At 71.7% G+C, this 19,233-nt stretch carries 14 protein-coding genes and 1 riboswitch; of the genes, 11 read left to right on the top strand and 3 right to left on the bottom strand.

The window, feature by feature from the left end; all coding sequences use genetic code 11:
* Positions 1-29 precede the first annotated feature (29 nt).
* The 3 genes from hemB (at position 30) to WFJ17_RS01045 (ending at position 3,221) form a co-directional block, all read left to right on the top strand.
* A complete protein-coding gene (gene hemB, locus WFJ17_RS01055) occupies positions 30-1,022 on the top strand; it encodes a porphobilinogen synthase (protein WP_336647781.1) in 993 nt (330 codons plus the stop codon).
* A gap of 123 nt (positions 1,023-1,145) precedes the next feature.
* Positions 1,146-2,468 carry a glutamate-1-semialdehyde 2,1-aminomutase gene (gene hemL / locus WFJ17_RS01050; protein ID WP_336647424.1) on the top strand — a complete coding sequence of 441 codons (1,323 nt, stop codon included), beginning with the start codon at positions 1,146-1,148 and terminating at the stop codon, positions 2,466-2,468.
* A 297-nt stretch (positions 2,469-2,765) separates the two neighbouring features.
* Positions 2,766-3,221: a hypothetical protein gene (locus WFJ17_RS01045; protein ID WP_336647423.1), complete on the top strand. Its 456-nt coding sequence runs from the start codon at positions 2,766-2,768 to the stop codon at positions 3,219-3,221.
* Between the two features lie 248 nt (positions 3,222-3,469).
* On the opposite strand, the gene WFJ17_RS01040 is transcribed toward WFJ17_RS01045, so the two are convergent.
* Positions 3,470-6,103, bottom strand: coding sequence for an ATP-binding cassette domain-containing protein (locus tag WFJ17_RS01040; protein ID WP_336647422.1), 2,634 nt, complete (start codon positions 6,101-6,103; stop codon positions 3,470-3,472).
* Between the two features lie 110 nt (positions 6,104-6,213).
* Between WFJ17_RS01040 and WFJ17_RS01035 the strand changes: the two genes are divergently transcribed.
* The 4 genes from WFJ17_RS01035 to WFJ17_RS01020 all read left to right on the top strand — a co-directional run bounded on the left by WFJ17_RS01035 (position 6,214) and on the right by WFJ17_RS01020 (position 11,924).
* Complete coding sequence (locus tag WFJ17_RS01035) at positions 6,214-7,341, top strand: enoyl-CoA hydratase/isomerase family protein (RefSeq protein ID WP_336647421.1); 1,128 nt, start codon at positions 6,214-6,216, stop codon at positions 7,339-7,341.
* A 124-nt stretch (positions 7,342-7,465) separates the two neighbouring features.
* A complete protein-coding gene (locus WFJ17_RS01030) occupies positions 7,466-7,714 on the top strand; it encodes a hypothetical protein (RefSeq protein WP_251442717.1) in 249 nt (82 codons plus the stop codon).
* 203 nt (positions 7,715-7,917) lie between these two features.
* The gene (locus WFJ17_RS01025) at positions 7,918-9,645 is read left to right on the top strand and encodes an ABC transporter ATP-binding protein (RefSeq protein WP_251442715.1); all 1,728 of its coding nucleotides are present in this window, start codon (positions 7,918-7,920) and stop codon (positions 9,643-9,645) included.
* An 89-nt stretch (positions 9,646-9,734) separates the two neighbouring features.
* Positions 9,735-11,924, top strand: a complete 2,190-nt coding sequence (locus WFJ17_RS01020) for an ABC transporter ATP-binding protein (RefSeq protein ID WP_336647780.1) — start codon at positions 9,735-9,737, stop codon at positions 11,922-11,924.
* Positions 11,925-12,079: 155 nt separating this feature from the next.
* On the opposite strand, the gene WFJ17_RS01015 is transcribed toward WFJ17_RS01020, so the two are convergent.
* Positions 12,080-13,870 (bottom strand): D-alanyl-D-alanine carboxypeptidase, encoded by a 1,791-nt coding sequence (locus tag WFJ17_RS01015; protein ID WP_336647420.1) that lies wholly within the window; start codon positions 13,868-13,870, stop codon positions 12,080-12,082.
* 108 nt (positions 13,871-13,978) lie between these two features.
* Positions 13,979-14,088, top strand: a riboswitch (TPP riboswitch).
* Here WFJ17_RS01015 and WFJ17_RS01010 point away from each other — a divergent pair.
* The 3 genes from WFJ17_RS01010 to WFJ17_RS01000 all read left to right on the top strand — a co-directional run bounded on the left by WFJ17_RS01010 (position 14,084) and on the right by WFJ17_RS01000 (position 17,038).
* The gene (locus WFJ17_RS01010; protein ID WP_336647419.1) at positions 14,084-14,722 is read left to right on the top strand and encodes an ECF transporter S component; all 639 of its coding nucleotides are present in this window, start codon (positions 14,084-14,086) and stop codon (positions 14,720-14,722) included. It overlaps the preceding riboswitch by 5 nt.
* A 1-nt stretch (position 14,723) precedes the next feature.
* Complete coding sequence (locus WFJ17_RS01005; RefSeq protein ID WP_336647418.1) at positions 14,724-16,205, top strand: ABC transporter ATP-binding protein; 1,482 nt, start codon at positions 14,724-14,726, stop codon at positions 16,203-16,205.
* The gene (locus WFJ17_RS01000) at positions 16,202-17,038 is read left to right on the top strand and encodes an energy-coupling factor transporter transmembrane component T family protein (RefSeq protein WP_336647417.1); all 837 of its coding nucleotides are present in this window, start codon (positions 16,202-16,204) and stop codon (positions 17,036-17,038) included. Before WFJ17_RS01005 ends, WFJ17_RS01000 begins: the two co-directional genes overlap by 4 nt.
* A 44-nt stretch (positions 17,039-17,082) precedes the next feature.
* Here WFJ17_RS01000 and WFJ17_RS00995 read toward each other — a convergent pair whose 3' ends face one another.
* Positions 17,083-17,715, bottom strand: coding sequence for a TetR/AcrR family transcriptional regulator (locus WFJ17_RS00995; RefSeq protein WP_251442703.1), 633 nt, complete (start codon positions 17,713-17,715; stop codon positions 17,083-17,085).
* Positions 17,716-17,912: 197 nt separating this feature from the next.
* Between WFJ17_RS00995 and WFJ17_RS00990 the strand changes: the two genes are divergently transcribed.
* Complete coding sequence (locus WFJ17_RS00990) at positions 17,913-19,220, top strand: MFS transporter (protein ID WP_251442701.1); 1,308 nt, start codon at positions 17,913-17,915, stop codon at positions 19,218-19,220.
* Positions 19,221-19,233 lie beyond the last annotated feature (13 nt).

Here is a 19,233-nt window from a genome sequence, read left to right as displayed (position 1 = left end):
CCGGCGGATTCCGCTCCGGCGCCGCAGGGCTGGGCGCGTCGGCCGGCTTCCCCGACGTCCGCCCGCGCCGGCTGCGTCAGTCCGCCGCGGTGCGCTCGCTCGCGCGCGAAACGGACCTCCTTCCGCGGCACCTCGTCCTCCCGGCCTTCGTGCGCGAGGGCATCACCGAGCCGACGCCGATCGGATCCATGCCCGGTGTCGTGCAGCACTCGCTCGACTCGCTGCGTCGTGCCGCGGTCGAGGCCGCCGAGGCCGGCGTCACCGGCGTGATGCTGTTCGGCGTGCCCGCCGTGCGCGACGCGGTCGGATCCGGGGCGGACGACCCGGACGGGATCCTCAACGTCGCGACCGCCGCCGTGGCGGCCGAGGTCGGCGACGCGCTGGTCGTGCAGACCGACCTGTGCCTGGACGAGTTCACCGACCACGGCCACTGCGGCGTGCTGGCCGCGGACGGCTCCGTCGACAACGACGCGACCCTGGAGCGGTACGTGGCGATGGCGCTGGCCCAGGCCCGCGCCGGTTCGCAGCTGCTCGGGCTGAGCGGCATGATGGACGGCCAGGTCGCCGCGGTGCGCCACGCGCTGGATGCCGAGGGCTTCCCCGACGTGCTGCTGCTCGGCTACGCGGCCAAGTACGCGAGCGCGTTCTACGGGCCGTTCCGCGAGGCCGTCGACTCGCAGCTGCAGGGCGACCGCCGCACGTATCAGCTCGACCCGGGCAACCGGCGCGAGGGCGTGCGCGAGGCGCTGCTGGACGAGGCTGAGGGCGCCGACGTCGTGATGGTCAAGCCCGCGATGGCGTTCCTCGACGTGCTGCGCGAGGTGCGCGACAGCGTGCGCGTGCCCGTCTGGGCGTACCAGGTGTCGGGGGAGTACGCGATGATCGAGGCCGCCGCGCAGAACGGCTGGCTCGACCGCGAGCGCACGATCCTGGAGTCGCTGCTGTCGATCCGCCGCGCAGGCGCCGACGCGGTGCTCACCTACTGGGCGACCGAGGCCGCCCGCTGGGTCGCCCGGGGCTGACGGCTGGCCGTGCCCGCGGCGCAGGGCGCCCGGGGCTGACGCCCGGCCGTGCCCGCGGCGCAGGGGCGCCCGGCCGTGCCCGCCGAGCAGGAACGGCACAGCCGCCTCCGGGAGAATGGATCCATGACCGACCGCAATGACGACCTGTTCGACGCCGCCCGTGCCGTGATCCCCGGCGGGGTGAACTCGCCCGTGCGCGCCTACGGCTCGGTCGGCGGCACGCCGCGGTTCCTCGCGAGCGCCTCCGGCGCGACGGTCACGGATGCGGCCGGCACGACGTACCTCGACCTCGTCGCATCCTGGGGGCCGGCACTGCTCGGGCACGCGCACCCCGAGGTGGTCGCCGCGGTGCAGGAGTCCGCGACCCGCGGCCTGTCGTTCGGCGCCCCGACCGAGGGCGAGGTCGAGCTCGCCGCCCTCATCGCCGATCGGGTGCGGCACGGCGAGGCCCGGCCCGTCGAGCGCGTGCGCCTGGTCTCCACGGGCACGGAGGCGACCATGACCGCGATCCGGCTCGCGCGCGGCGCGACCGGACGCGACCTGCTCGTGAAGTTCGCCGGGCACTACCACGGGCACTCGGACGGGCTGCTGGCTGCCGCCGGATCCGGTGTGGCGACCCTCGCCCTGCCCGGATCCGCGGGCGTTCCCGCTCCGATCGCGGCGCAGACGCTCGTCATCGACTACAACTCCCCGGAGGCTCTCGCCGCCGTGTTCGCCGAGCACGGCGACCGCATCGCGGCCGTGATCGTGGAGGCCTCCGCGGCGAACATGGGCGTCGTCGCCCCGCAGCCCGGGTTCAACCGGCTCATCGCCGAGACCGCGCACGCGCACGGCGCCCTGATGATCCTGGACGAGGTGCTCACCGGGTTCCGCGTGCATCCCGCCGGCTTCTGGGGTCTGCAGCAGGCCGCCGGCGAGGCGTACCTGCCCGACATCATCACGTTCGGCAAGGTCGTCGGCGGCGGGATGCCGCTCGCCGCGCTCGGCGGCCGTGCCGAGGTCATGGACCAGCTGGCGCCGACCGGCCCGGTCTACCAGGCGGGCACCCTGAGCGGGAACCCGCTCTCGGTGGCCGCGGGACTGGCGACGCTGCGCCTCGCGACGCCGGAGGTGTACGCGCGGATCGACGCCGCCGCGGTGCGCCTGTCGGACGCGCTCGACCGCGCACTGACCGACGCGGGCGTCGTGCATGCGGTGCCGCGGGCGGGCAACCTGTTCGGGGTGGCCTTCGCCGAGACGGCCCCGCGGGACTACGCCGAGGCCCAGGCCCAGCAGACGTTCCGGTACGCGCCGTTCTTCCACGCGATGCGCGAGCAGGGCGTGGCCCTGCCGCCGAGCGTGTTCGAGGCCTGGTTCCTCACGGCCGCCCACGGCGACGCCGAGCTCGCCGCCATCGAGGCCGCGCTTCCCGCCGCGGCCGAGGCCGCGGCGCGCACGACGGCCTGAGCCGGCGCGGCGCGGCTCGGCGGCGGACGTCGGCGGCGGACGTCGGTGACGCGTGCCTGCGCAATTCAGGCTGAAGCCGGCCGGATCGGGGGATGCGGAGGCCAGAGGCCGGTCGGGGCAGGTCCTGGCCTGAGTTGTGCGAGCGGGGCGGGCGACCGATCCGGCGCGGTACCTCCGCGCCGGGCCCGGGCCCGGGCACGGTCGGGATCCGGATTGTGGATCTCCGCCAGCCGGATCGTTGCCGTCCTGTGAGGTGCCTCGCAGGTCAATGCCGCGGAGCGCTGGCAGACTGGAACGATGGTGACGCTGCTGCTGGATCGGACCCGCCTCGAGGTGGAGCTGTCTCCGCTCGAGCGCGCCGTCTCGTTCCGCCGCGACAACCTGCACATCGCCCGCGAGACGATCGTGAAGGTGCAGCTGACCGACGACGCCTGGACGTGGCTCCGCGGCGTGGGCAGTCCCGGCACCCACGTGCCGCTCGTGCTCGCCGCCGGCACCTGGAAATCGGCGAACGGCGACGACTTCGTCCTCATCCGGCGGCACAAGCCGAGTGTCGTGATCGACCTCGAGGGTGCCGAGTTCCAGCGTCTCGTGCTCACCACCCGGCACGGGCCGGCGCTCGCCCAGGCGCTCCGCCTCGACGCCACGAGCGAGCTCGCCGAGGTCACCGACATCGCGGCGACCGGCGCCATCCCCGTCGTGGAATCGGCTGGATCCTCGCGCAAGCGCAAGCCGGCGGTCCGCCCGGCCTGAGCCGAGAGCCCCGGGCGGGGCCGTGCACGACTCAGGCCATCTTCCGGCCACGGCAGCGGGTCGGCGCGGAACGCGCGGCTCTGATCGGCACCGACGGGCGTCCAGCCTGAATTGTGCGCACGGCGCCGACCGGAACCGCCGGATCCTGGGATCGCGGACCCGGATCCTCCCGGAAACGAAGTCGTCCCCCTGGGAACGGTCCATGGACCGTGCTCAGGGGGACGACTCCGTTGACGGAGGGTGCGGGATCAGTTCCCGGAGTGCTCGCCGTCGTGGTCGTGCGAGTTCTGTCCGTCGCCGTGGTCGTGCGAGTCCTGTCCGTCGCCGTGGTCGTGCGAGTCCTGTCCCTCGCCCTGGTCGCGCGATTCCTCGGCCTCGCCCTGATCGTGCTCGGCGTGCTCCGGCGCAGGCTGCTCCTCGCCCGTCGGGCCGGGGGTGTACGAGGGGGCGTCGTCGTTGTAGAAGGCCCGCGCCGCGGCGGCGAGCGATGCACTGACGGCGGCGGCCCGCGGGTCGTCGTCGTGGTGGATCTCGCCCTGGGTCACATCCTCGAGATCGTCGTCATCGTCCGGTGCCTCGTCCAGGATGACCTGGATCTCCTGGGTGCGTCCCTCGGCGAGGGCGTCGAAGATCTCGATGCCCGCGATCTGCGCGGTCTCGGTGCTCGGCTCGGGGGTGATGAACTCGTCCTCGGGGGACGGCGTGGTGATGACCGTGGTCGCGGCGGTCGGGGCGTCGTCGATGTCGTGGTGCTCGGCGGTCCCGTCCTGCGCGTCGTCGTCGGAGTGCGCGTCCTGCTCGACGTCCTCGCCTTCCCCGCCCGGCTCGCGCTGCTCGGAGTCGGCTTCGTGCTGCTCGGATGCCCCGTCCTGGTCCTCGGTCCCATCGTGGTCGGTGTGCTCCGGATCCTGCACGGCCAGCGGGACGCCGGTGATCAGGTCGTCGAACGACACCGCGGCGGCCTCGGCGGGGATCGTGAGCGCGGCGGTCTCGAACGAGCCGAGCGCGGTGCCCTGCTCGTCCTCGGCGCCGTCGGCGGCGTGCGTGAGCGGGGCGTCGGAATGCCCGTCGCCGAGCGGCGCGCCGTCCTCGGATCCGGCCTGCTCCGCGGATCCGACCTGCTCCTCGGATCCCGCCTGCTCGTGCCCGTCCTCGTGCCGCGGCTCGCCATGCGCGTCGTCGGTGACGATCGGGGCCGTCAGCGCGATGCCCGCGGCGATCGCGTCGGGCTCGTCCGCGTCGGCGCCCGCGGCGGGCTCGTCCTTGTCGGCGTCCTCGGCGGGTTCCTCGGCGGGCTCGTCCTTGTCGGCATCCTCGGCGGGCTCGTCCTCGGCGGGAGCCTCCGGCTGCGTCGCGTCGTCGGTCTCGCCCGGCGCCTCGGAGTCCTGCTCTCCGGCGTCCTCGGATCCGGCCGCGTCGCCCTCGTGCGCCTCGGCCTCGGAGCCCTCCTCGGCGAGGGCCTCGGCCTCGCCGTCGGAGGGACCGTCGGAGTGCTCCTCCGCGTCCTCCGCATCCTGCTCGGCCGCATCGCTCGACGACTCGGCCTCCGCAGCGGCGCCTTCCTCCGGAGTGCCGTCGGGCTCGGCGCCCTGGTCTTCCTCCGGTGCGGAATCGTCTGCCTCGGCGGTGCCCTCGCCCTCGTCCTGAGCGTTCTGCGCGGCGGCGTACTCCGCGGCCTCGCGGCGGGTCGTGGGGATCGCCACCGTGTTCGCGTCGGCCTCGTCGGCCGTCGCAGCGGGTGCGCCGAACAGGTCCGCGGCCCCGGCTCCGGCGGCGACGACGGGCACGGCGGCGGCCGCGCCGAACAGGCCGGCGACGGGCGGGGTCACGAGGGTTGCGTCCTCGGCCGGCGCGGCGTCCTCGGCGTCCTCGGTCTCCGCGCTCTCGGCCGGCTCGGCGTCCTCCGCGACGGGAGTCCCGGGGACGCCAAGGGGAGCCGCGGCGTCGCCGGGCGGAGTCACCACCGGGATCGCGCCGGTGATCGGGCTGCGACGGCCGTGCACGAGGTCGAGGAAGACCTCCTCCAGGCTCGGCCCGCGCTGCTGCAGCGTGGTGAGCGCCAGCCCCGCCGACGCGGCGACCGCGCCGACCGCGGCGGCGTCGGTGTTGTGCACCGTGAGGCCGGAGCGCAGCACGTCGAAGCTCAGCCCGGCCTCGCGCAGCGCGCGGGTGAGGGCCGCCCTGTCGTCGGCGTCGACGACGACGGAGCCCGTGGTGGGATCCGACAGCTTGCCGATGCTGTCGGCGTAGACCAGCCGGCCCTTCGAGAGCACCAGCACGTTGTCGGCGATCTGCTCGATCTCGCTCAGCACGTGCGACGAGACGAGCACCGTGCGTCCCTCGTCGGCCAGGCGGCGCATCAGCAGGCGCATCCAGCGGATGCCCTCGGGGTCGAGGCCGTTCGCCGGTTCGTCGAGCACGAGCGCGCCGGGGTCGCCGAGCAGAGCGCCGGCGACGCTGAGACGCTGGCGCATGCCGAGCGAGTAGGCGCCGATGCGCGTCTCGGTCTCGTTCTGCAGGCCCACGAGCGAGAGCACCTCGTCGACGCGGGAGAGCGGGATCCCGTTCGCCTTGGCCGCGATCGACAGCTGGCGGGGTGCGGTGCGGCGGGGCCGGTAGACGGCCTCCTCGAGCACGGATCCGATCGTGCGCAGCGGATGGCGCAGTTCTGCGTGCGTGACGCCGCCGATCGTGGCCGTGCCGGAGGTCGGGCGGATCTGGCCGAGCAGCAGCCGCAGGGAGGTCGTCTTGCCGGCGCCGTTGGGGCCGAGGAACGCGGTCACCGCACCGGGCTCGATGCGGGCGGAGAGGTCGTCGACAGCGGTCAGAACGCCGAAGCGCTTCGTCGCGTGCGAGAACTCGAGCACTTGTCCGTCGGTCATCCGCGGCCTCTCATCGATACGGCAGTTCCCCTCTATCCTGCCGGATGGGGAGTGAAAACGCAGGTTGATCCGGGCCATTCCGCCTGATTGCGCGCGGTAACGTGGCCTCCGTGAGCACTGTCGAGCACGCCCCCTCCGCCGCCTCCGTCGAACCCGAGGTGCTCGTGCGCACCGAGGGCGCACTGGGCCGCATCACGCTGAACCGCCCGCGCGCGCTGAACGCGCTGAACGTCGGCATGATCCGCGCCGTGCACGCCGCGCTGGACGCGTGGCGCGACGACAGCGACGTCGAGATCGTCTTCATCGACGGAGCCGGGGAGCGCGGCCTGTGCGCCGGCGGCGACGTGCGGGAGCTGCACGCGCAGATCGTCGCGGGTCGCAGCGCCGAGACGGTCGAGTTCTTCCGCGAGGAGTACGCGATGAACGCCGCGATCGCCGAGTACCCCAAGCCGATCGTCACGATCGCCGACGGCATCACGATGGGCGGCGGCATCGGCGTCGCCGGGCACGCCGCGATCCGCGTCGTCACCGAGCGCTCGCAGCTCGCGATGCCCGAGGTGCGCATCGGCTTCACGCCCGATGTGGGCGGCACCTGGCTGCTCGGCCGCGCCCCGGGGCGCCTCGGCGAGTTCCTGGCCCTGACCGCCGGGACGATGAGCGGATCCGATGCGCTGTACGCCGGTTTCGCCGACTTCTGGGTGCCGTCCGAGCGGATCGACGCCCTCCGCGATGCGCTCGCCCACCGCGCGGATCCGACTGGGCCGAGCGAGATCGTGATGCTGTTCGACGAGACTCCGGATCCGTCCCCGCTGTCCGCGCAGCGGGCGTGGATCGACGAGGCCTTCGCCGCCGACACCGTTCCGGAGATCGTCGCGCGCCTCCGGGCGCTCCCCGAGCTGGCCGAGGAGGCGCCGGGAACCAGCGCCACCGGCACGGTGCCCGGACCCGCGGCGACCGCCGACCTCCTCGAATCGCTCGCGCCGACCGCGCTCGTGGTGACGCTCGACGCCGTGCGCGAGGCCCGAGCGATGGACTCCGTGCGCGACGCGCTGGCGGGGGAGTACCGCCGGGTGCTGTGGTTCGTGCACCATCACCCGGACCTCGTGGAGGGCATCCGGGCCCAGCTCGTCGACAAGGACCGCAACCCGCACTGGGATCCGCAGACCCTCGCGGATCTCGCCGAGGATGCCGCCGCCCCCGCCCGCGACTACGTGCCGCCCGTTCCGCTCTGGAGCTGAGGACCGTCCTCCCCACTCAATCCGGCGAGCGAGTTCTGCACCGATCGTGCGTTTCCGCAGTCGTGGTGCGCGCGCGTCGCTAGCGTTGTTGTCGGCGCGATCGCGGAGGGCGCAGAATAGGGGCGTGCACGTGTCGGTGGAGCTCATCGGAGTGGTGCTCACGGGGTTCGGCGTCGTGATCACCCTCGGTCTCGGCATGCTGTCCGGATTCGGCTGGATGGCTCGCCGGATCGACCGGGTCGACGACAAGCTGTCGGCGCGGATCGACGGCCTGTCCGCGCGGATCGACGGCGTCGAGACCGAGCTGACCGAGGTCAAGATCGGGATCGCGCGTCTCGAGGGGCCGCGACCGCACCTCATCGTGGGGCGCTGAATCCCGCGCCGGGTTCCTCAACCGGATCCGGAAATGCGCGTCCGAGCAGGGGTTCGTTTCGCCCATAGCGAAGATCTGAGTCGATCCGTCGCAAGGGGGATGTGAATGTCCGTGCCGCGTGGCATGGTGTTTCGTGGCCGTTCGTCGGCCGATCTTCCCGGGAGTCCGCCCCGGGGAGTCCGCTCCCACAAGGAAGTCCGCCTGTGCTCGGAAAGATCCTCTTCCGCTATCTGAAGCGATACAAGTGGTTGCTGCTCGGCGTCCTGGTGTTCCAGTTCGGCAGCGCGTTCGCGTCGCTGTACCTGCCGCGCCTCAACGCCGACATCATCGACAAGGGCGTCGCCAACGCCGACACCGCCTACATCTGGTCGCACGGCGGGCTCATGCTCGCGGTCTCGCTGGGCCAGATCATCGCCTCGGTCATCGCGACCTACTTCGCCGCGCGCGCGGCGATGGGCCTCGGCCGCGACATCCGCGCCGACGTGTTCAGCCGCGTGAGCGGCTTCTCCGAGCGCGAGGTCTCGCAGTTCGGCGCCGGATCCCTGATCACCCGCAACACGAACGACGTGCAGCAGGTGCAGATGCTGGCGATGATGGGCTCGACGATGTTCATCACCGCCCCGCTGCTCGCGATCGGCGGCATCATCATGGCGCTGCAGACGAACCTCGGCCTGAGCTGGCTGATCGCCGTCTCGGTGCCCGCGCTGCTCATCGTCGCCGGCATCATCATCGGCCGCATGGTCCCGCTGTTCCGCAGCTACCAGGGCAAGCTCGACAACGTCAACCGCATCATGCGCGAGCAGCTCACCGGCGTCCGCGTCGTGCGCGCGTTCGTGCGCGAGCGCATCGAGGAGGAGCGCTTCCGCGGCGCCAACACCGACATCATGGTCGTCGGCCGCAACGTCGGATCCCTCTTCGTCCTGCTCTTCCCGCTGTTCATGCTGATCCTCAACGTCACCATCGTGGGCGTGATCTGGTTCGGCGGCATCGAGGTGAACAACGGCACGGTCGAGGTCGGCACGCTGTTCGCCTTCATGCAGTACATCGGGCAGATCATGATGGGCATCATCATGTCCAGCTTCATGGCCATGATGATCCCGCGCGCCGCGGTCTCCGCCGAGCGCGTCGGCGAGGTGCTGGACGCGGAGCAGAGCATGACGCGGCCCGAGAACGGCGTCACGACCTTCCCGGTTCCGGGGGCCGTGGCCTTCGACGACGTCTCCTTCACCTACCCCGGCGCCGAGTCGCCGGTGCTGCACGGGATCAGCTTCGCGGCGGAGCCCGGCGAGACCGTCGCGATCGTCGGATCCACCGGCGCGGGCAAGACCACGCTGATCTCGCTCATCCCGCGTCTGTTCGACGTCACCGGGGGCGCCGCCTTCGTCGGCGGCACGGACGTGCGCGAAGCCGACGTGGACGCCCTGTGGAAGAGCATCGGGCTCGTGCCGCAGCGTCCGTTCCTGTTCAGCGGCACGGTCGCGTCCAACCTGCGCTACGGGCGCGAGGAAGCGACCGATGAAGAGCTGTGGGCCGCGCTCGACATCGCCCAGGGGAGGGACTTCGTCTCGGAGATGCCGAACGGCCTGGACTCGACCATCGCCCAGGGCGGAACGAACGTCTCCGGAGGGCAGCGCCAGCGGCTCGCGATCGCCCGAGCGATCGTCCACCAGCCGGAGATCCTCGTCTTCGACGACTCGTTCTCGGCGCTCGACCTCACCACCGACGCCCGGCTGCGCCAGGCGCTGTGGCGGGAGCTGCCGCACGTGACCAAGATCGTGGTCGCGCAGCGCGTCTCGACCATCACCGACGCCGACCGCATCGTCGTCCTCGAAGGCGGCACGATGGTGGCCGTCGGCACGCACGAGCAGCTGCTCGAGACGAGCGACACCTATAGAGAGATCGTCGAGTCGCAGCTGGGGGTGGACGCATGAGCGACAACGTGGACAAGAAGGCCGCACGCGCCGAGCGCGCGGAGGCACGCCGGGCGAAGTACGCCGGCGGATCATCGGCGACGGCCGAGATGACCGACGCCGAGAGGGAAGAGGCCGAGCAGGCCGAGAAGGCGCGTCAGCAGGGCGGGGGCATGTTCGACGGCCCCGCTCCGGGCAAGGCGAATCAGTTCGGTCCGAGCTTCAAGCGGATGATCGGGCTGCTCAAGCCCAGCGCCGTGTGGTTCGTGCTGGTCTCGATCTTCGGGGCGCTCGGCGTCGTCCTCTCCGTGGCCGCGCCGAAGGTTCTCGGCAACGCGACGAACATCATCTACGAGGGGTTCACCTCGTTGCAGCTCGCCAAGCCGCAGAACGGCTTCCCCGGGTTCCAGGACGGCACCACGCAGGCGCAGGTCGTCGAGCAGCTGCGTGCCATGAAGCAGAACCAGTTCGCCGACATGGTGGCCGCGTTCGGCCCGTTCAAGGTCGGCGACGGGATCCAGTTCGATCAGTTGCGCTGGGTCATCACCGCGGTGCTCGCGATCTACGTCGGATCCGCGCTGCTGAGCTGGATCCAGGGCTATGTCATCAACGTCATCATGGTGCGCACGATGTGGCGCCTGCGTGAGGACGTCGAGGCGAAGATCAACCGCCTGCCGCTGTCGTACTTCGACAAGGTGCAGCGCGGAGAGCTGATCTCCCGGGTCACGAACGACATCGACAACATCACGCAGACCATGCAGCAGTCGCTGTCGGGCGCGATCACCTCGGTGCTCACCGTGGTCGGCGTGCTGATCATGATGTTCTCGATCTCGTGGCAGCTGGCTCTCGTCGCCCTCGTGGCGCTGCCGCTCATGGGCGTGATCTTCGGCGTCATCGGACCGCGTTCGCAGAAGGCGTTCGGGATTCAGTGGAAGAAGGTCGGCCGCCTGAACGCCCGTGTCGAGGAGGCCTTCTCGGGCCACGCCCTGGTCAAGGTCTTCGGTCGCGAGAAGGACGCGCTGGACAAGTTCCAGGTCGAGAACGAGGAGCTCTACCAGGCCGCGTTCAAGGCCCAGTTCCTGTCCGGGCTGATGATGCCGGCCATGACCTTCATCGGCAGCCTGACCTACGTCGGCCTCGCCGTGCTCGGCGGCCTCATGGTCGCGAGCGGTCAGCTCCGCCTCGGCGACGTGCAGGCCTTCATCCAGTACTCGCAGCAGTTCACCCAGCCGCTCAGCGAGCTGGGCGGCATGGCGGCGGTCGTGCAGTCCGGCACCGCCTCGGCCGAGCGCGTGTTCGAGCTGCTGGACGCGGAGGAGCAGGATCCCGACGCCGAGGACGCACCCACCGTCACCGACGGCAAGGGCGTCATCGAGTTCGAGCACGTCGCCTTCTCCTACACCGAGGACCGCCCGCTCATCACGGACCTGTCCTTCCGGGTCGAGCCGGGACAGACAGTGGCGATCGTCGGCCCGACCGGCGCCGGCAAGACCACGCTGGTGAACCTCATCATGCGGTTCTACGAGCTCAGCGGCGGGCGCATCCTGCTCGACGGGCAGGACATCTCCCAGATGGAGCGGTCGGACCTGCGCTCCCGCACCGGCATGGTGCTGCAGGATCCGTGGCTGTTCGCGGGCACGATCCGGGAGAACATCCGCTACGGCCGTTCGACCGCTACGGATGACGAGGTCATCGAGGCCGCCAAGGCGACCTACGTCGACCGCTTCGTGCACGCGCTCCCCGAGGGCTACGAGACGAAGCTCGACGAGGACGCCTCGAACGTCTCGGCCGGTGAGCGCCAGCTCATCACGATCGCCCGCGCCTTCGTGGCGCAGCCGTCGATCCTCATCCTGGACGAGGCCACGTCCGCCGTCGACACCCGCACCGAGCTGCTGCTGCAGCACGCGATGGCGGCACTGCGGCACGGGCGTACGTCGTTCGTGATCGCGCACCGGCTGTCCACCATCCGCGACGCCGACCTCATCCTCGTGATGGAGCACGGAGACATCGTGGAGAAGGGAACGCACGAGCAGCTCATCGCCGCCGAGGGCGCCTACTGGAGGCTGTACCAGTCGCAGTTCGAGCAGGCGGCGAGCGACACCGACGCCGACGAGGCGCTCGTCACCGGGACCGTCACGGTTCCGGTCGAGGGCTCCGTCGCGTCGGAGGTCGAGGCCGGTGCGGCCTCGGTCGCCGGTGCCGGATCCGCTCCGGTCGCGGTCGCCGAGCGCGTCACCGAGGCGGTCGAGGCTCCCGACGGACCGCGCATCGAGTTCGGCGACGGCGGCGACAAGCCCTGATCCCGATCCCGTCACGAGCGCCGTCGTCCTGTCCGCAGGGCGGCGGCGCTCCGTCGTTCAGGCCGCGGCGCTCCGTCGTTCCCGCCTCAGCGCTCCGCCGTTCCCGTCGTTCCCGCCGCGGTCGCGATCGTCGGCGCCCGGGCGGATGCGGATCCCTACTTCGTCAGGCCGAACAGCTCGAGCGGGTGGGTGAGCCGCCACCACAGGCTCGGGCCCTTCAGCTCGGTGCGCAGCTCGAGCGGCACCGTGGTCGAATCCAGGGGCCCCTTGAGCGCGAGCGTTCCGGCCTTCTCTCCGGCCTTCCACGTGTCGCCCAGCGAGAACTTCGTCGTCGCGGACGCGGCCGCGCCGTTCCACAGCGCGACGCGGCCGTCCTCGGCGGCCACCACCTGGGAGCTCTCGTCCCAGGCGGTGTCGACGGTGCCGAGGACCGCGCCCTGGGACACCGTCTGCGGCTGGTTCTTCAGAGCCGCCTCGGCGTCCGCGTAGAGCGCACGGGATGCATCGACGCGGCCCTGGTCGGTGTCCTGCCCGAGCGCGGCCACGAAGATCCGCACCGTGGTGCCGTCGTCGGTGACGTCCTTCGCGGAGAGCAGGTTGTAGCGGGTGTCCGCGCCGTCGCCGATCGTGCCCGTCTTGATGCCGACGATGCCCGCATCATCGATCAGCCCGTTGGTGTTCTTCACGACCCCGGCGCCGGGCAGCTCGACGCTCTTCTGCTTGACGATCTCGGCGATCACCGGGTTCTTCTCCGCGATCTCGCCGAGCGTGATGAGCGCGCGCGGGGTCGCGACGTTGCCGAAGTCGAACCCGGAGGGAGTCACCACATGGATCTCGCCGAGATCGTGCTGGCTCAGCCACTGGTTCGCGGCGGCCGCGTATCCCTCGTCGGATCCCCACACCTCTCGGGCGAGACGATCGGCGTAGTTGTTCGCGGATCCCAGCAGGATCCCCTCGAACAGCTGGTACTGCGTGAGGGATCCGTCCACGGGAACATCGAGCGCCGACTGATCCTGCCGCAGGTAGTCCCAGTAGTCGTCGCTGTCCGCCTGGGTGAACGCGAAGGACGGCCCCTGTTCGCCGGGCTTCAGCGGCAGCTTCTCGAGAGCGACGAGCACGGTGACGAGCTTGGTGATGCTCGCCATCGGCACCTGCTGCTCGGCGGACGTCAGAGTGCCGAAGCCCTGCACGCTCACCGCAGCGCTCCCGGAGGCGGGCCAGGCCGTCGCGGCCGCTGCGGCCGGGACCGGCTGGAACGCGACCGTGGTGGTGACCGGCTTCACCGCATTGAGAGGCCAGAGCGCGGTCGTGGCACCGTAGGCCACGGCGACCGCGAGCACCCCGGCGAGGGGCAGCAGCACCGCCGGCCGGGCGAGACTGCGCCGGGGGGCGTCGTCGAGCAGTGCGCGGGCCGGCGTCGGGGCGTCGGCTCCGGTGGCTGCGCCGACGCGGGCGACGTCGACCCAGGAGAGCGCCGCCGTCGGGGCGCGGTCGGGGCCGCGGACGAGCGATGCGGAGGGCAGCGGCTGGGCCGTTCGGGGCGCGGCGGCAGCGGCTGCCGAGGCGACGGGCTCCGGCGCGACGGTGCGCGCAGGGGCGGCGAGAACGGGGGTGGCCTCGGCCGGTGCGCTCGCGATCGCCGGATCCTTCGTGGCGGCCGCCGGGGTGGACGGGGCGGGATCCGGCGTGCCTCCGAACAGCGGTGCGGCAGCGGCGGAGTCCCGCGCGGGGAACAGCGGTTCCTCCTCGCGCGGAGGGAACAGCGACGCGGCCCCGGTCCGCTCCGGTGCGTCGGGGAACAGGACTGCGGTCTTCGGTGCGTTTCCTCCCGCGGGTGCCGGAGAGTCCTCTGCCTCGGTCGCGCGGGAGCCGTCGACAGCGGGTGCGTCGGCGTCGGCGATCTGCGGATCGACCTGGGCGGCCCCCGGACCGTCGTCATTGTTCACCCCCCTACCGTATCTGGCGGCCCCGTCGGAGGCCGGTATCGCAGGGCGTTCCCGCGTCTCGCCGTGTGACGAGACGGTCGCCGAAGGGTCCGCACGGGGCTAGGATGGGCGGATCACCACGGGAGTCCGGCGAGCCGGGCTGAGAGGGAGCGAATCGCGCTTCGACCGTCGAACCTGATCCGGATCATGCCGGCGCAGGGAGGAGCAACTGTCATGCACGCAACAGCAACCGCACACAACGGGAGCACCGGGGCGGTCGCACGCCGCCTGAACTGGCGGGTCGTCGACATCGTCGTCGCCGCCGTGCTGGGTGTCGCGATCGGCCTGGTCTTCTGGGTCTGGAACACGATCGGGTACGCCTGGTTCACCGCCGCCGACGGGCTCACGCCGGGCCTCGGCGGCATCGCCGTCGGCATCTGGCTGCTCGGCGGCGTCGTCGGCGGTCTCGTCATCCGCAAGCCCGGCGCGGCGCTCGTCGTCGAACTCTTCGCGGCGATCGTCTCGATGCTGATCGGCAACATCTGGGGCGTCTCCACGGTGCTCGAGGGCATCGCGCAGGGCCTCGGCGCCGAGCTGATCTTCGCGATCTTCCTCTACCGCCGCTTCTCCCTGCCGGTCGCGGCCCTCGCCGGAGTGGGCGCCGCTGCCGGTGCCTGGCTCTTCGAGCTGCTGTACGGGAGCTCGCCGAACATCCTGAAGTCGGTCGAGTTCAACGCGATCTACCTCGGCACCCTGGTCGTCTCGGGGGCGGTGCTCGCCGGTGTGCTCGGGTGGCTGCTGGTGCGCGCCCTCGCAGCGACCGGCGCCCTCAGCCGCTTCGCCGCCGGACGCGAGCTGCGTCGCGAGGTCTGAGATGACCGCGGGTGCCGCCCGCGTCGTCGCGGACGGGTGGGGCTGGCGTTACGCCGGCCGCCGCCTGCCCGCGGTCAGCGACGTGTCGTTCGTGATCGAACCGGGGGAGCGCGTGCTGCTGCTCGGCGCCTCCGGTGCGGGCAAGTCCACGCTGCTGACGGGCATCGCAGGGCTCCTCGGCGACGCCGAGGAGGGCGAGCGCAGCGGATCCCTGCTCGTCGACGGCCTGGATCCCGAACGACAGCGCGGCCGCATCGGCCTGGTGCTGCAGGATCCCGATGCCGGTGTCGTGCTGAGCAGGGTCGGCGACGACGTGGCTTTCGGCTGCGAGAACCTCGCCGTCCCCGCCGACGAGATCCCGGAGCGGGTGCAGGAGGCGCTCGACGCGGTCGGGCTCGACGTCCCGCCGGATCGCCGGACCGCGGCCCTCTCCGGTGGACAGAAGCAGCGGCTCGCCCTGGCCGGCGCCCTGGCGATGCGCCCGGGGCTGTTGCTGCTCGACGAGCCGACCGCGAACCTGGATCCGGACGGAGTGCGCGAGATCCGCGCGAGCGTCGAGCGGGTCGTCGAGGCGACGGGTGCGACCCTCGTGGTCATCGAGCACCGCACCGCGATCTGGGCCGACCTGATGACGCGCGTGATCGTGGTGGGCGCCGACGGCGGACTGCTCGCCGACGGTGCGCCCGCCGAGGTCTTCGACGCCTACGGCGACGCCCTCGCCGAGGCCGGCGTGTGGGTGCCGGGACACCCGGTGGCCCTGCCGGTGCTGCCGGCCGCCGACGCCGCTCCCGCCGGTGAGGGCGCGGTTCTCGCGGCCCGCGCCCTCGCGGTCTCCCGGGATCGCCGCACGGCCGTGCAGAGCGGGCTCGACCTCGCGGTGCCGGGCTCGGCGGCCACGGTGATCGTCGGACCGAACGGTGCCGGCAAGTCGACCCTTGCGCTCACGCTCGCCGGGCTCCTGGACCCGCTGAGCGGAACCGTGGAGGCTGCAGAGGGGCTGCGGGGCCGGCGCGGCCTCCGTCCGTCCGCCTGGTCGTCCCGCGAGCTGCTCACCCGCATCGGGATGGTGTTCCAGGATCCCGAGCATCAGTTCCTCACGCAGACCGTGCGCGACGAGCTCGCCGTCGGGCCCCGTGCCCTCGGATGGCCCGGGGCCCGGGTCGACGACGTGGTCGACGCGCTGCTGGAGCGGCTCGGGCTCACGGCGCTCGCCGCGGCGAACCCGTTCACGCTCTCGGGCGGGCAGAAGCGCCGGCTGTCGGTCGCGACCGTGCTCGCCGCGGCGCCGGCCGTCGTGGTGCTGGATGAGCCCACCTTCGGGCAGGACCGCCGAGGCTGGATCGGGATCGTCGGCCTGCTGCAGGAGGAGATCGCCCGTGGCACCACGGTGATCGCGGTGACGCACGACGAGGAGGTGATCCGCCATCTGGGCGGACACCGCATCGCCCTCACCGCGGCTCGGGCCGAGGGGGTCGCGGCATGACCGTGCAGTCAGAGGAGCGGCGTGCGGTCCCGGATCCGGCCGGCGGGAGCGGGCAGCGCTCCGTGGACGGGGAGCCGCGCGCCTGGATCGACGGCGTCAATCCCGTGACCAGGATCCTGCTCGCCCTGCTGCTGTCCATCCCGCTGTTCGCCTCGATCGACATCACGAGCGGGCTCGTCGCGATCGGGCTGCAGCTGCTGTGCCTGCCGCTCACGGGTCTGCGCCCCGGCACGGTGCTGCGCCGGCTCGCCCTGCTGCTCGTCGTCGCCCCGGTCGCGGGCGTGAGCATGCTGCTCTACGCGGCGCCGGGCGGGCAGGTCTTCTTCAGCTTCGGCTTCGCGCACATCAGCGAGGCGTCGATCCAGCTCGCGATCGCGGTGTCGATCCGCGTCGTCGCGCTGGGGCTGCCGACCATCCTGCTGTTCGCGCGGATGGATCCGACCGCGCTCGCCGACGCCCTCGCCCAGGTCGCGCACCTGCCGAGCCGGTTCGTGCTCGGGGTGCTCGCCGGCACCCGGATGCTGGGGCTCTTCCTCGACGACTGGCGCACCATGTCGCTGGCCCGCCGGGCGCGGGGCGTCGGCGACCGGGGGGTGCTGCGGCGGTTCGTCACGATGTCGTTCGTGCTGCTCGTGTTCGCGGTGCGCCGCGGGACCAAGCTCGCCCTCGCGATGGAGGCGCGCGGATTCGGATCCGACATCCCGCGCACCTGGGCCCGTCCGTCCCGGCTGAGCGGTCGCGACGCGATCGCGCTCGCGGGAGGCGCGGCCATCATGGCCCTGTCGATCGCCGCGGCCGTGCTCCTCGGCACGTTCCGGTTCGTCTGGTCCTGAGGCCCGGCCGGGGACGTTTCGTCTCGGTCGCTGCGCGTTCCCGCTCAACGATCCCGATGCGGGAGAGGGTCACCGTCGAGGGGCACCACGAGCAGCTCCTCGATGCGGCGGCGCACGGTCTCGGCCATGTCGACCGACGCCGGATCCAGCAGCCACTGCAGCTGCAGGCCGTCCATGAGCGCGGTGAGCTCGGCCGCGGCGCGGTCCTCGTCCACGTGCGGGGAGAGATAGCCGGCGTCGCGGGCGTCGCGGAGGGCCTTCGCGGTGCCGGAGCGGATCCGCTGATAGCGCTGGACGAAGTAGTCGTGCGCGGGGTGTGCGGGGTCGGCCGCCTCCGCGGACAGCACCGCGTACAGCGCGATGATGCCGCCGACCTCGGTGTTGTGCCGGGCGAGGTCGACCATGCCGCGCAGGACGCCGATGCCGTCCTGCCCCTGCGAGCCGTTGCGACGGAAGCGCTCGCGGTCCTCGCGATCCCTCGTCTCCAGCACCGCCTCCATGAGCGATTCCTTGGTGGGGAAGTGGTGCGCGAGGCCGGCGCGGGAGATCTCGCAGACCTGCGCGATCTCGAGCATGGTGGCGCTGTTGAAGCCGACGCGCCCGAAAAGCGCGGTCGCGGCCGCGATGATCCGCTCCCGCCGGGCCCTGCCCGTGGTGTATCCGCGTTCCGTCGTCATCGGTGTCCCATCGTATGCGTCCGCGGTCGTCGGAGGGGGTCGTCTCGACGCCGGATCAGCGGTGCGCAGACCGCTCGGACAAAAACCTACACTTGTGCCGGTTTTTCATGCTAGCGTGCCATCAACCGGATCCGAGGCCGCGTCGAGCGCTCTCGTCCCGGCCGACCCGATCCCACCGCCTTCCCCAAGGACTGACAATGTCGTCGACTTCTTCTGACGCACCCGGACTGCGTCCGCCCCTCACCGAGACCACGTTCGTCGCCACCGCCTCCGGTGAGGACGACCCGCCCGCGCCGATCAAGGGCGTGCGGCGGCTGCTCGCCTGGATCATCCCCGCGAACTTCGCGATCTTCGTGATCTGGGGGGCCGTCCCCGGCATCCTGCTGCAGGCGCAGCTGATCGCGATGTTCCCCGATGAGAACACGCAGGTGGCCAACATCGCGATCGTGTCGACGATCGGCGCCCTCGGCGCAATGATCGCCCAGCCCGCCGCCGGGCAGCTCTCCGACCGCACGCGCTCGCGGTTCGGCCGCCGTGCGCCCTGGATCATCGCGGGCGCGATCGTGGGCGGCATCGCCCTGATCGCCCTCGGGTTCATGAACAACCTGGTCGGCATCATCCTCGCGTGGACGCTCATCCAGGTCGCCTACAACTTCGCCCAGGGCCCGCTCTCGGCGATCCTGCCGGACCGGGTCCCGGTCGCCCGTCGCGGCACGTTCGCGGCGCTCTCCGGCATCGGCCTCATGCTCGGCGCGCTCGGCGGCCAGATCATCGGATCCCAGCTCGCGCACTCGATCACGCTCGGCTACATCATCTTCGCCGTCTTCGCGGTCGTCGTGCTGCTCGGATTCGTCGTCGCGAACCCCGACCACCCCAGCCTCAACTTCCAGAACGAGCCGTTCAGCTTCGGCGAGTTCCTGCGCACCTTCTGGGTCAGCCCGATCAAGCACCCCGACTTCTTCTGGGCCTTCACGGGCCGCCTGCTGCTCTACACCGGCTACTTCGCCGTCACCGGGTTCCAGCTGCTGATCCTGAAGAACTACCTCGGGGTGAAGGATCCCTTCTCCGTGATCCCCCTGCTCGGCATCCTCAGCCTCGTCGGGATCCTCATCGCGACCGTGGTCTCGGGACCGCTCTCCGACAAGGTGGGCCGGCGCAAGCCGTTCGTCTTCGGATCCTCCCTGCTCATGGCGGTCGCGCTGGTGTTCCCGATGATCGCCCCGTCGTACACGTCGTGGATGATCATGACGGTGATCAGCGGCTTCGGGTTCGGCATGTTCCAGGCGGTCGACACCGCCCTGATGAGCCAGGTGCTGCCGTCCGCCAAGAACTTCGCCAAGGACCTGGGCGTCGTGAACATCGCCGCGACGCTGCCGCAGACGTTCGCCCCCGGCGTCGCCGGCGCGATCGTGCTGGCCTTCGGCTACGGCGCGCTCTTCCCGATCGCGATCGTGCTGAGCGTGCTCGGCGCGGTCAGCGTCTGGTTCATCAAGTCGGTCAAGTGACAGAGTCGAGCAC

Origin of the sequence: Microbacterium sp. MMO-10 (assembly GCF_037148715.1) — a bacterium.
In the GTDB taxonomy this organism is placed as follows: Bacteria; Actinomycetota; Actinomycetes; order Actinomycetales; family Microbacteriaceae; genus Microbacterium.
Note: the sequence above shows the minus strand (reverse complement) of the source record. Positions and strands in the feature narration are given on the sequence as shown.